At 56.9% G+C, this 13,032-nt stretch carries 13 protein-coding genes; 6 read left to right on the forward strand and 7 right to left on the reverse strand.

Annotated elements, in window-relative coordinates:
• Positions 1–37: 37 nt before the first annotated feature.
• The 7 genes from AR456_RS15765 to AR456_RS15795 form a co-directional block, all read right to left on the reverse strand.
• Positions 38–1,093 carry a TRAP transporter substrate-binding protein gene (locus AR456_RS15765; protein ID WP_021818377.1) on the reverse strand — a complete coding sequence of 352 codons (1,056 nt, stop codon included), beginning with the start codon at positions 1,091–1,093 and terminating at the stop codon, positions 38–40.
• A gap of 86 nt (positions 1,094–1,179) precedes the next feature.
• Positions 1,180–1,917: a maleate cis-trans isomerase family protein gene (locus tag AR456_RS15770; RefSeq protein ID WP_021818376.1), complete on the reverse strand. Its 738-nt coding sequence runs from the start codon at positions 1,915–1,917 to the stop codon at positions 1,180–1,182.
• A 593-nt stretch (positions 1,918–2,510) separates the two neighbouring features.
• The gene (gene hydA / locus AR456_RS15775; protein ID WP_021818375.1) at positions 2,511–3,941 is read right to left on the reverse strand and encodes a dihydropyrimidinase; all 1,431 of its coding nucleotides are present in this window, start codon (positions 3,939–3,941) and stop codon (positions 2,511–2,513) included.
• A gap of 86 nt (positions 3,942–4,027) precedes the next feature.
• Positions 4,028–5,329, reverse strand: coding sequence for a TRAP transporter large permease (locus AR456_RS15780; protein WP_021818374.1), 1,302 nt, complete (start codon positions 5,327–5,329; stop codon positions 4,028–4,030).
• Entirely contained in the window at positions 5,326–5,952 is a 627-nt protein-coding gene (locus AR456_RS15785; protein ID WP_021818373.1) for a TRAP transporter small permease subunit, read from the reverse strand. The genes AR456_RS15780 and AR456_RS15785 overlap by 4 nt, the downstream gene beginning before the upstream one ends.
• Before the next feature lie 45 nt (positions 5,953–5,997).
• Complete coding sequence (locus AR456_RS15790) at positions 5,998–7,050, reverse strand: TRAP transporter substrate-binding protein (protein WP_031207456.1); 1,053 nt, start codon at positions 7,048–7,050, stop codon at positions 5,998–6,000.
• A 58-nt stretch (positions 7,051–7,108) separates the two neighbouring features.
• Positions 7,109–7,846, reverse strand: a complete 738-nt coding sequence (locus AR456_RS15795; RefSeq protein ID WP_021818371.1) for a maleate cis-trans isomerase family protein — start codon at positions 7,844–7,846, stop codon at positions 7,109–7,111.
• A 401-nt stretch (positions 7,847–8,247) separates the two neighbouring features.
• Here AR456_RS15795 and AR456_RS15800 point away from each other — a divergent pair, with 401 nt between their 5' ends.
• The 6 genes from AR456_RS15800 (at position 8,248) to AR456_RS15825 (ending at position 12,999) form a co-directional block, all read left to right on the forward strand.
• A complete protein-coding gene (locus AR456_RS15800) occupies positions 8,248–9,243 on the forward strand; it encodes a TRAP transporter substrate-binding protein (RefSeq protein WP_021818370.1) in 996 nt (331 codons plus the stop codon).
• Positions 9,240–9,797 (forward strand): TRAP transporter small permease, encoded by a 558-nt coding sequence (locus tag AR456_RS15805; protein ID WP_021818369.1) that lies wholly within the window; start codon positions 9,240–9,242, stop codon positions 9,795–9,797. Before AR456_RS15800 ends, AR456_RS15805 begins: the two co-directional genes overlap by 4 nt.
• Positions 9,794–11,074, forward strand: a complete 1,281-nt coding sequence (locus AR456_RS15810; RefSeq protein ID WP_021818368.1) for a TRAP transporter large permease — start codon at positions 9,794–9,796, stop codon at positions 11,072–11,074. Before AR456_RS15805 ends, AR456_RS15810 begins: the two co-directional genes overlap by 4 nt.
• 24 nt (positions 11,075–11,098) lie before the next feature.
• Positions 11,099–11,872, forward strand: coding sequence for an aspartate/glutamate racemase family protein (locus tag AR456_RS15815; protein WP_021818367.1), 774 nt, complete (start codon positions 11,099–11,101; stop codon positions 11,870–11,872).
• Positions 11,873–11,900: 28 nt separating this feature from the next.
• Positions 11,901–12,107 (forward strand): hypothetical protein, encoded by a 207-nt coding sequence (locus tag AR456_RS15820; protein WP_021818366.1) that lies wholly within the window; start codon positions 11,901–11,903, stop codon positions 12,105–12,107.
• A 145-nt stretch (positions 12,108–12,252) separates the two neighbouring features.
• Positions 12,253–12,999 (forward strand): GntR family transcriptional regulator, encoded by a 747-nt coding sequence (locus tag AR456_RS15825; protein ID WP_021818365.1) that lies wholly within the window; start codon positions 12,253–12,255, stop codon positions 12,997–12,999.
• Positions 13,000–13,032 lie beyond the last annotated feature (33 nt).

Genomic DNA, 13,032 nt, shown 5'->3' on the forward strand with positions numbered 1-13,032 from the left:
GAGCCCCGGCCACGGCCGGGGCTCGGGTTGACGAGACTTACTGGATGCTCAGGCCGGTAACCTCACCGACGGTGGCATTCCAGTCCTCAACGCAGGCTGCGTACTGCTTGCTGCAGGTCTCGGCCCACACCGGCAGCACTGCCTCGCTGGCAATCGACTCGACCAACCTGCGGGAATCCGGATCGATCTCCACCAGCTGCATATCGTAGGCCTCATGGCCTGAGCAGCTCTGCTGGCCGGTGTTGCAGGCAATGGCGTCGTCGTTGACATCGTGGGCCAACTGCCACAGCTGATCGTCCAGGCGTGAGAATGCCTCGCTGAGTTCCTGCTGCTGCGTCTCATCAAGGCCATTCCAGGTATCCAGATTCATGAAATGTCCCTGCACCGAATACGCCAGCGGCAACGGCACGAAGCGATCGGTGACTTCCGGCCATTTGCCGTTGTTGCCGGCGGATGGTGCCGTCACACCGCAATCGGCAACGCCTCGTTGCAAGGCCAGGTAGACCTCGCTGAACTGCAGCGTCACAGGGATCGCCCCGAGGCCTTCCACCAGCCGCGACATGGAGGGAGTGAACACACGGACCTTCTTGCCGGCGAGATCATCGACACTCTCGATATCACCATTGCAGAACATCATTTGAGGCCCAAAGGGCCAAAGCGTCATTACCTTGGCGTTGAAGCGCTCCTGCAGGCGCTCGTCAAACTTCTCGCGTACCGCGTTCACCACCTCTCGCTGAGTCTCCAGATCGGCGGCTACCCCGGCCAGATCGATTCCTTCGAAAAAGGGCTCATCGCGTGAGGCCATACCGATCTGTACCGACATGACATCAAAGGCGCCAGAGCGAAGCAGACGCAAGGCGTCGGCGGCCTCGACACCAATCGCGTCCATCGGGTTGTAGACGACCTTCAGACCGTCCATGGCATCGAGCTCGGTGAAGAAGGGCCGCTCGACCTCCTCGACATGCAGCTTGTTGCCGGAGAAGTTGCCGACCGTGCGCAACAGGGTGTCGCTGGCCTGTGTCAGCCCTGTTACCAGCATGCCAGCGGCAAGTGTTCCGCCGAGCGCAATTGTCCTGGGAGTCATGATTGGCATCAGTTCACCTCGTGATTGGGATTGTTGGTGGTGGTCTTGCCCTTGCGTCGTGCCGGTCAGGAAGCGCCTGACCGAGCCTCCGGACCTCACGCCGTCAGGCGCGGGTCCTGGAACAGCCCTCCCCAGCCACGGACCCTTGCCGGGTCAACATTGGCCATGATCAGTGCCTTCCACACTGTCACGCTGACGGAGTCGTAGATGGGAATTCCGATATCCTTCTCCAGGGCCTCGACAATTCCTGCACCACGCAGATTGGTGCACAGAATCGTGATTGCCTGAGGCCGGGCTCTGGCCACATCACGGACCATGTCGACGAGAATGTCCTCGTGGTACTCCGAGAAGGAAAAGTTGCCGCGATCGTTCAGGTGACGCTCAGCGATCACCTCGACGCCAGCCTTGTGGTAATGGCCGATGATCTCGGCCTGGATCTCGTCGAGATAAGGTGTCACCAGTCCCAGACGCTCCACACCGGTCCGCGCCAGGATCTCATTCAATGCGAGTACGCTGCTCGTTGCAGGCACCCCTGTCGTTTCGGCAATCGCAGCACATAAGTGGCGGTCTCTCTCGAAACCCAGCCAACTGGCCGAGGTACCGTTCCAGGCAATGACATCCATGTGGGCATCACCCAGCAGTGCGGCGGCTTCCAACTGTGCTGTCGGATCGAACTGCGCAAGGGCGGCAGCATCCAGGGCGATTTCCTTGACCCTGAAACGCTGGAAGTGAGCGGTCACATCAGGTGCCAATTCCTGCAACATTGCCGACGTGTAGGGTTCCAGCACGGTATTGGATGACGGTGTCAGCATTCCGATGAGCTTGCGCTGCATGGCTCGGACCTCAGGTGTCTATGCATTTTCTTATGCATCTAGCTTTGTGTACAAAAAAATGCAGATTCTTATTTTATTTCTTTATGTGGAAATTCTTTTCATTAGTTGTATCAGCTGTAAAGCAACGTTACCAGATAATTGGAAAAAAATTCCACAAGCCTTTCTCATACCAGCACAGACGCAAATCAACTAATTGTTTTAATTAAAAAAATTACAAGAAACTATCTCTCGTCATTCTTCGAAATGAAGCGACGAAACACTGAAAAAGAAAGGGGAAGGAACAGAGAAAGACCCTGGAGAGCCCTCGCTGAGGATGTCTTGAGGCGTTGAAAAATAAGTTCCGGATACGAGAAGGTCGCTGTGCATTGTATACATGACCAACGCCCCTAAAGGTCGATGATCAATCTCGCCAATGACCGCTTACAGACACGACGAATGCCCCCGGAACAGAATGCTCCGAGGGCGACGGGTTATAACCCTGAAAAACCAGCGTTTCGTCAGAGGATTGTTTCGACAGATAGCCGTTTCTACAGACAATAATATCGAAATCTGAGGTCAACTATCTGTTCAGTGTCGGCAATTCCAGGTGGCGCTCAGAAGCCCTTACTCATGCCCCGCGGACGTGCCGGTTGTGGTCGCTCGCATTCGAGGAACTGTCCATAGCCCGGGCTCCCTGCCGGGGCGCCGTCGCGGGATACCACCGTGCCACGGCAAAGGGTCAACACCGGCCTGCCGATCAACTCCAGCCCTTCGTAGGGTGTGTAGTCAACCGCATGATGCAGGTCCTGATTACGCACGGTAGAGCGTGCTCGAGGATCCCACAGGGTGATGTCGGCATCACTGCCGATAGCAATTGTGCCCTTGCGGGGATAGAGCCCATAGATCTTCGCCGGATTGGTCGCCGTCAAGGCCACAAAGCGAGTGGCATCGATGCGTTCCTTGATCACTCCTTCGGAGAACAGGATCGATAGTCGTGTCTCCAGTCCCGGGATCCCGTTGGGGATATGAGTGAAGCTTGCCGACTCACCATTGAGCTTCTTGCCCTTCGGGTCGTCATAGCGAAATGGCGCGTGGTCCGATGAGAACACCTGAAAGACCCCTGTCTCGAGCGCTTGCCAGACAGCTTCCTGGGCAGCGGGATCTCGGGGTGGCGGGCTACATACACACATGGCGCCATCGAATCCTGGTTGATCCAGGTCATCCGCCGTCAACATCAGATACTGGGGACAGGTTTCACCGTAGACCCTCAAGCCACGCCCCTGGGCCCAGCGAATCTGCTCGATGGCCTCCGGGCCTGAGACATGCACAATCAACACAGGAACATCGATCAACTCGGCCAACGAAATAGCACGATGAGTGGCCTCACGTTCAGCGATGGATGAGTGAGCCTCAGCATGAAAGTATGGAGCGGTTTTTCCCTGTTCCTCAAGCAGTTCGGTGAGATAGGCAATGCAGTCAGCATTCTCTGCATGCACCATCACCATGCCGCCCTCACGGCGCGCCAGCGCCAGCACGTTGAGTACCTCACGATCATTGAGTTTGAGATCGTCATAGGTCAGATAGATCTTGAACGAGCTGTACCCCTCTTCAATCAATGCGGGGAGTTCCTCCTTCAGCACCTTCTCGGTGGGATCCGTGACGATCATGTGGAAGGCATAGTCGACCCAGGCCTTGCCTTCGCTACGCTGGTGGTAATCCGCCACAGCAGCCCTCAAACTCTGGCCCTTGAACTGGGCCGCAAAGGGAATCACTGTGGTCGTCCCGCCGCATGCTGCTGAACGCGTCCCGGTATCGAAGTCGTCGGCCATCACCGCTCCATCCCCCAGCGGCTGGTCAAGATGACAGTGCGCATCAATCCCACCAGGCATCACCCAAAGCCCGTCAGCGTCGATCGTCTCGTCCGCCTCACCGGGCTCCTGACCCAAAGCAACAATACGGCCATCTCGAATACCAATATCCGCGGTGTAGCGATCGGCAGCCGTAATGATCAGCCCATTCTTGATCAGGGTATCGAACCTTTTCATTTCAGCACCGCCTCATTAGTTGTCATTGTCATGGTAAAAATTCATGGCGATTCTTCTCCCGTGCAGTCTGCTTTAAACCGAGGCCGTCAGCCCATGGCCTCCGGTAGCCACAAGACAAGTCCTGGCCACAATATAATCAGTCCAACGAACAGCAGCATGATCGCCAGGAATGGCAGACTACCGAGCATCACATCAGAAATGGAGCCCCGACCACGCACCCCTTGCACCACATAAAGGTTCATTCCAATGGGTGGCGTTATCAGAGAGATTTCCATCATGATGACAAGGAATATTCCGAACCATACCGGATCAAAACCGAACTGCACTACCATCGGCACAACGATGGGAACTGTGGCAATCATCATCGACAGGGTCTCAAGGAAACAGCCCAGCACCAGGTAAAAGACCACCAATGCCAGAATGAGACCAATAGGAGAAAGTCCCAACTCCGCCACCCATTGGGTCAAGGCATGAGGAATACCGAGAATACCAACGATGTAGTTGAGGAAGAATGCCGCCACGATAATCAGCATGATCATCGCCGTGGTACGCGCCATCGACAGAAAACACTCATGCAGCATCGGCCAGCTGAGCTTACGGTTGATCACCGACAGCGCCAGCGCCGCCACTACCCCAAGCGCTGCAGCTTCAGTAGGCGTCGCCCAACCGCTATAGATGCTGCCCATGACGATGGCAAAGACACAGGCCGGGGGAAGCAGATCCAGCAATGCGGCAAGGCGCGCCCGAAACGGTATGCGCTCCTCAGCCCTGCCGGCCACTCCCGGTCGTAACACACTGATCGCCATGATGATCAGCATGAAGGCCCCCGCAAGCGCCATGCCCGGCAGAATACCGGCAATGAACAGCTTACCTATGGAAGTATTGGTAATCGCCCCATAGATGATCATGTTGATGCTGGGTGGGATCAGGATTCCCAGCGTTGCCCCGGCGGCAAGGGTACCCAGCGCCAGACGCTCACTGTAACCTCGTTCCGAAAATGCCGGTAATGCCACCGTGCCGATCGTCGCTGCGGTAGCTACGGACGATCCTGACATCGCAGCAAAGACCGACGATGCACCAATATTGGTATGCAACAGCCCACCAGGCAAACGATTCAACCAGACTGACAGAGCATGGTACATGCGATCGGTTATGCCACTTCGCAGCAGCAGTTCTCCCAACAGGATGAAAAGTGGAATCGATGTCAGGATGAAGTCATTGAGTGTTCCCCAGAGGGTATCGCCAAACGAATACAACAATGGCATCCCCAGATACGTCAGCGTGCCGATCAGGGCTACCGAAAATATCGCCACCGCCACGTGCACACCAATTGCCATCATGCCGAGCATGATCAAGAAGCCGACCAGAACTTCGAATGCTCCCATCATGTCTGCTGACTCCCGGGAGACGTGACGGATGTGGAGTCACCCTCGTCCCCTCGATAATCCTGCTGTGCCTGGTTCAACTCGTCCTGCGCCGAACGCGGCCCGAACTCGGTATTGAGCTGAGTTACCTGCCCTCTTGCCAGCAGAACCACTGCTCTCACCGCCAGCAGAGTGCTCAAGGCCGCGAATACGCCAAGCCCAGCAACCCACAACCCCTGCGGAATCCACAATGGTGTCTGCAAGGGCGTACTGGCCAGGCTACCAAACTCAAGCGTCTCGGCCAGGGTCTCAGCAGCTCTCCACAACATGAACAGCGAAAAGGCGGCCAACAGCGCCATGGCCAGCGCATTCAGCCCTCCCTGCACTACAACCGGAAAACGTCCCAACAGAACATCCACCCGGGTATGAGCGCGTTCCAACAAGGTGTAAGCGAGGCTGAATGAGACTCCTGTCGCCAGCACATATCCACCAATCTCGTCAGCCCCCTGGAGGGAAAAGGAAAAGACCTTGCGCGCCACCACCTCAAATGTGATCAATATCGCCAGGCCTAATGTGGCATAACCTGCAATTACCGCAGCGCCACCTGCCAACCGTTTCGGCAGATAATCAGCGTCATTCTTTCTCATCAGGGTCCTCCTGTCTCCTGGAGTCTTGCTCCAGGAGACAAGTTCCTACTGGATGGTCAGGTCGGTAGCGGCACCTACGGTCTGGTTCCAGACTGCGGCGCAATCAGGATATTGCCTACCACAATCCTCAGCCCATTTCGGCAACACTACATCCTCGGTAAGCTGTTCAATATGTGCTCGTGAGTCCGGGTCAATCTCGACCAGTGCCATGTCATAGACTTGATGGTCGGCACAGCTTTCCTGGCCAGTATTACAGGCAATGGCATCGTCATTGACTCGATACGCCAGCTCCCACATCTGCGTTTCCAGACGCGCAAATGCTTCACTCAGCTCCTGTTGCTGTGTCTCATCAAAGCTGTTCCAGGTATCCAGATTCATGAAGTGACCCTGCACCGAATAAGACAGCGGCAGCGGTACAAAGCGGTCGGTAACCTCTGGCCATTTTCCATTGTTTCCGGCAGATGGTGCCGTCACTCCACAATCGGCGACACCTCGCTGCAGCGCCAGATAGACTTCGCTGAACTGTAGAGTCACGGGGATGGCGCCCAGGCCTTCCACGAGTCGCGACATGGATGGGGTGAATACACGAACCTTCTTGCCGGCAAGGTCGTCGACACTCTCGATGTCGCCATTGCAGAACATCATCTGGGGACCAAAGGGCCAGAGCGTCATCAGCTTGGCGTTGAAACGCTCCTGAAGTCGCTCGTCAAAGCTCTCGCGCACTGCGTTCACAGCCGCTCTCTGAGTATCCAGATCAGCCGCCACACCGGCCAGGTCGATCCCCTCGAAAAAGGGCTCGTCGCGGGAGGCCATCCCGATCTGTACCGACATCACATCAAAGGCACCTGAACGAATCAGCCGCAAGGCATCGGCAGCTTCGACACCAATGGCATCCATGGTGTTGTAGACGACAGAAAGGTCATTGCGAGAATTCAGCTCGTCGAAGAACGGTCGCTCAACACCTTCCACGTGTAATGTGTTACCGGAAAAGTTGCCGACGACTCGTAGCGCAGTCTCCGCCCGGGACTGATCGGCCATCGCCACCCCCGCGACGAGAGCAACTCCTGCGATGGCACCCCTGGTTATCATTGTTGGCATGGTGTACCTCGTTTCTGGTGGGAAAAAGTCATGCAATACCTGGCCGGGTAACTCCCTGTCACCGAGCCAGACGCGGATCCTGAAACATTCCTCCCCAACCACGAACCCTTAGCGGGTCGATGCCGGACAGGACCAATGTCTTCCACACGGTCACGCTGACGGAGTCGTAGATGGGGATGCCGACTTCCCGCTCCAGTTCCTCGACGATCCCTGCGCCGCGCAAGTTGGTGCACAGGACCGTGATCGCCTGAGGCTGAGCTGCAGCGACATCTCGCACCATCTCGGCGAGCGTGTCTTCACCGTATTCGGAGAAGGAGAAGTTGCCGCGGTCATTCAAGTGGCGCTCAGCCACCACCTCGATTCCCGCTTTGCGGTAGTTATCAATGATCGCGGCCTGGATGTCGGTCAGATAAGGCGTCACCAGCCCCAGCCGACTCACGCCGGTACGTTCCAGAATCTCGTTCAAGGCGAGCACACTGCTCGTTGCGGGCACCCCGGTCGCCTCGGTGATGGCGGTGCATAGCCGCTGATCAGTGTCGAATCCGAGCCAACTGGCTGAAGTGCCATTCCAGGCAATGACATCCATGTGGGCATCATTGAGCAGCTCAGCGGCTTGCAATTGTGCTGTTGGATCAAACTGCGCCAGGGCCGCGTCGGCCAGCGAAATTTCCTTGACCCTGAAGCGCTGGAAATGCGCGGTGACGGACGGTGCCAGCTCCTGAAGAAGAGCGGAGGTGTAGGGCTCCAATACCGTATTGGAGGAAGGCGTCAGCATTCCGATAAGCGTGCGTTGCATGGCTGTGGCCTCTTGCGATTGTTGTATTTGTCGCACAACTGGTATTTGGTATACCGAATACTAAATACTGTTCTCAAGCGTTGCACAGGATTCTGATATTGCCAACCTCCTTGAACACCAAGCGTTCGCGCACCGCCTCCCCTTCACTCACTCCAAGACCGGCTTTAAAGATCAATAAAATCAAATAAATACAAGAAACATTCTGTTGAAGAGCAATGAATAGCAGCACTTATCAAAAAATTATTATCCATTTGTTTTTAAACAAAAAATAAAAATACAGTATTCGGTATTTTGTGTTCTGTTACATTCTGACCTATGGTTTCCTACACCAGCACCAAACCTCCACAGGACACGGGCGCTGGTCACCAACAAGATCAACAATCAGCAGCAAAGGACATCCCATGACAACACGACGTATCCCCCACTATGGCGCTGCCCTGGTGACGGCGCTGAGCCTGAGCGTTCCTCTTGTGGCTGGAGCCGAGACCCTACGCTTCGGCGGCAACTTCACGGATGACCATTCCAGCAGTCGAGCCATGGAGATGTTCAAGGAAGAACTGGTAGAGAGAACCGGTGGCGAACTTGACGCTCAGCTGTTCCCCAACATGCAGCTGGGGGGAGCTGGAGAGAATGTCGACCAGGTCAGCTCGGGCGCCATCATGGGTACCTGGATCGGTATTTCCTATCTGTCACGCACGGTGCCTGAGCTTGAGGCGCTGAGCCTGCCCTTCGCATTTGATGATCGCGAAGAAGCCTTCAACCTGATCGATGGGGAAGTCGGGGACCTTCTGGATGAGAAGCTGGCCGAGAAAGGTTTTATCGCACTGGGCTACATGGAGCTGGGATTCCGCAACGTAACCAACAATGTGCGGCCTCTCGAAACGCTGGATGACTTTCAGGACCTGAAGATCCGCCTGCAACCCAACCAGACCCACCTCGACACCTTCCGCGCCATCGGTGCGAACCCGGTATCCATGGATATCAACGAGGTCTACGGTGCCCTGCAGCAGGGTGTTCTGGATGGCCAGGAGAACCCCTACAGCATCATCAGTACCAAGCGCCTGGATGAGGTTCAGAAGTACCTTTCCGACACAGGCCACTTCTATGACTACATCGTGGTGATTGCCAACCGCGACAAATTCAATTCCCTGGAGGACGAACAACAACTAGCTGTACGTGATGCCATGGCTGAAGCCGTCGCCTGGCAACGCAGAACCGCCGCAGAGGAAGACGAGACCGCTCGCAACACTCTGATCGAACGAGGAATGGAGTTCACCCCACTCAGCGATGAGACTCGCGCGGCCTTGCGTGAGGCATCCCAAAGCGTCGTGAACGACCTGCGTGACAAGATCGGCGCAGACATCATCGATCAGGTCCTTGAGGGGGCCTCGTCATGACATCCGCCTGGCAACGGCTGGAAGCGCATGCTTCCAGCCCTCTGGCACGACACTATCTGCACGTTCTGGCACTACTGGATCGCACATCCTACTACGCCATTCTGGTCGCAATGGGTGTTATGACGATACTGGTATCCACTCAGGTATGCGCCCGCTATCTGCTGGGCACCTCCATTGATTCAGCAGATGAACTTTCTCGGTTGTTCTTCGTATGGGCCATCTTTCTGGCCATTCCTCATGGCATCAAGGTCGGCATCCATGTCGGTATCGATGCGTTGATAACTCTCCTGCCAAGCAGGATGCAACAGCTACTGTCTCGCCTGATGGCGCTGATCGGTGCGGCCTTCATGGCAGCGCTTTTCTGGATAAGTCTGGGCGCAGTTGGCGACAAGTGGCAGGAACTGATGCCGACGCTGCCGATCACCGCCGCCGTCTTCTACATCGCGGTAGTGATCTGTGCCGGGCACTGCTGCCTGCATCTTGTCGCTCAGGCCTTCCGGCTCCCCCCGCTGTCCACGGTACCGGCCAGCCACAAGGAGGAAAGCGAGTCATGACTCCCGCCATCATCTTCACCTTCCTTGGATTTGCTCTTCTGCGTATGCCACTGGCCTTTGCACTCGGCCTGGCGTCACTCGTCGGACTCTACGTCGGCGGCATGGATTTCTCGGTACTCCCCCAGCGCATGATGCACTCGGTCAACAGCTTCCCCTTGATGGCTATTCCGCTGTTCATGCTGGCTGGAGAACTGATGGTTGCCGCGGGCATCCTGCAACGCCTGGTCGACTTTGCCAACTCCCTGATCGGGAGAGTTCACGGTGGGCTGGCTCATGTGGCCATTGTCGCCGGCATGGTGCTGGCGGCGGTCAGCGGTGCTGCCGTAGCCAGTGCCAGTGCTCTGGGCAGCTCGCTGGTTCCCTCCATGCGCCAGCAGTACGATACGGGCTACAGCAGTGCCGTAGTGGCATCCGCGGCCAACCTTGGCGCCATCATTCCCCCCAGCAATGCCATGATCGTTTATGCGCTGATGGCGGGCTCCAGCGTGTCGGTAGGCGGCCTGTTCATGGCCGGCGTGGTACCCGGCATCGTTCTGGCGCTGGGCTTCATGGGTCTGGCCAGCTTCATCGCCATGCGCCGCCGCTATCCTCTGGCCGGTGGCACCATCGGGCTGCGTCATGTACTGGTCCAGACCTGGCGCGCCCTACCGATCCTGCTGATGCCAATCGTCGTCGTTGGTGGCATCGTCGCGGGTGCCTTCACGCCTACGGAGGGTGCCGCCATCGCCGTGGTCTACGCGCTGCTGATCGGGTTCTTCGTTACCCGCCAGCTCCGCCTGTCTGATCTCCCCAAGGCAATGTTCAATGCTGCGGTCACCGCCGCCATGGTGGGGGCTCTGATCGCCTTCGCCTCGACCATGACATTTGCCTTCACTATCGACCTGATTCCCATGCAATTGACCGCATGGCTACAAGGCGTCACCTCCGACCCGATGGTTTTCCTGCTGCTGGTCATGGCATTACTGATCGGAGTGGGCATGTTCATCGAATCCAATGCCGCCTACATCATGTTGGTTCCGCTGCTGGCTCCCATTGCCCTCGCCTATGGCATCGACCCACTGCTGTTCGGCTTCCTGTTCGTGATGAACCTGGTGGTCGGCATGATGACACCACCTGTGGGTGTTCTGCTGTTTGTGATGTGTGGCATCTCCCGCATCAGTCTCAACGAACTGATGAAAAGCGCATGGCCATTCATTGTCTTCCAGTACGCAGTGCTGGCTGTCTGTATCGCCTTCCCGAGCATCGTCACCTGGCTACCGCGCGCGCTGGGCTATTGAAAAGATCAAACACGAGGGCACGCCATGAAACTACTTGTCATCAATCCCAACATCTCGCGGGATGTCACCTCCCTTATAGAAAGCGAAGCGCGCCGCAGTGCTCGCCCAGGTACCGAGCTGAGCATGGCTACCGCCTCTTTCGGCGTTGCCTACATAGAAACCCGCGCCGAGGCTCAGATCGGTGGGTACGCCTCCATGCAGATTGCCGCTGAACACTATATGCAGCATGACGCGGTGATTGTTGCCGCCTTTGGAGACCCGGGCCTACCGGCCCTGCGTGAGATTCTCCCCATCCCTGTCACGGGCATGACCGAGGCCGCTCTGGTCAGCGCTTGCCAACAGGGCAACCGCTTTTCGATTATCGCCATTTCCCAGCGAATCCAGTCCTGGTACCGCGAAACCATCGCCAGCTATGGCTTCAGTGATCGTCTAGCGAGTATCCGCGCCCTCGATGAGCCTCTCGCTCATATCGGCCGTGTCCAACAGGATCAGGGAGATCGCCTGATCGCCCTGGCCGAACGCGCGGTAGCCGATGACGGCGCCGATGTGCTGATCCTGGCCGGCGCGCCGTTGGCCGGACTCGCGCGCAGCGTGAGTGATCGGCTACCTGTTCCGGCACTGGATGGTGTGACCTGTGCCATGCACCAGGCCCAGGCGATGGTGGACCTTGCTGCCAATACACCACGTAGAGGCAGTTTCGCCCCTCCTCCGAGCAAGGGTTGCCAGGGCTTGAGCGAATCACTGTCAAGCCTGGTTGGTCGCCAGCACCTGCCTCCTCATCCCATTCGCGAAGTGTGAGTTCTTCCATGAAAAGCGAGAAACAACAATGACAACGTCTCTGCTGCCGAATCTGCTACGCCCCCTTTCAACATGGCTGGCCATGGGGTTGTTGAGTACAACACTGGCAGTGAGTGTGGCGTCCAACGCGCTGGCCAATGACCTGCCGACAGCATCGCCTGAGAGCCACGGGATGGACACCCACCCGGGCCCGGGTGTATTCATCGACCAGTCCGATACATCTCAGCTCTTGTGACACAACTCTTGCACCACAGCTCTTGCACCACAATCGCAAAACATTTCGCCACCGGTATACCGATGGCCTTTCTGCCTGACGGCAACACAAAATATACTGAATACAAAAAAATACGACTCGCCAGCTCACCGACAAGGCTCAGCCTATGACCATGGATAGCGACGCCAGCTCTTCTGTCGATACCACTTCACATCGACGCCGTATTCAAAGCACTTCTCTGGCTCAGGAGGCCTATCAAGTTCTTCAGCAGATGATCGTCCACGGCGAATTGGCGCCGGGGGCAAGAATCGTCGAACCCGCGCTGTGTGAGCAATTGGGTATCTCACGCACTCCTCTGCGCGAAGCGCTCAGCCTGCTGGCCAGCGATGGCCTGATCACCCCCAGACGCAACCGCAATGCGATCGTCAGCCTCATTGATGCTCAGGAACTCGAGCACCTGTTCGAGGTCGAGGCCGGAATCGAGCGTCTGGCGGTCAGTCTGGCCGCCGAGCGCATGAGCAATACCGAAATCAAGCAGCTGGAAACCCTACAGGAACAGTTGGAAAAGCTGCTTGAGAAAGGCGATAGAGACGCTTACTTCACCCTCAACCAGCGTATCCATTCGTTGCTGGTAGCGGGCGCCAGGAATCCGGTTCTGGAAGAAACCCACCGGCGTTTACTGGGACGGCTCGAACGAGCTCGCTATCTGGCCCTGGACCGCCTTGGCCGCTGGCAGGAATCCACTGACGAGCACCGCGCCATCCTCGAAGCTCTCAAGGTCCGAGATGGGGAACTGGCAGGACGGCTGCTCTCTGAACACGTGCACCATACTGGTGACGCTATCACGGCAATCAACCGAGCGCCGAAAGGCAAGACAGAAACGAAGAGCCCCCCTCAAGCATCCGATGCCTGAGGGGGGGCTCCCATGGAACATGTGTTTAATCCA

The organism is Halomonas huangheensis, from assembly GCF_001431725.1.
Taxonomy (GTDB): Bacteria; Pseudomonadota; Gammaproteobacteria; order Pseudomonadales; family Halomonadaceae; genus Halomonas; species Halomonas huangheensis.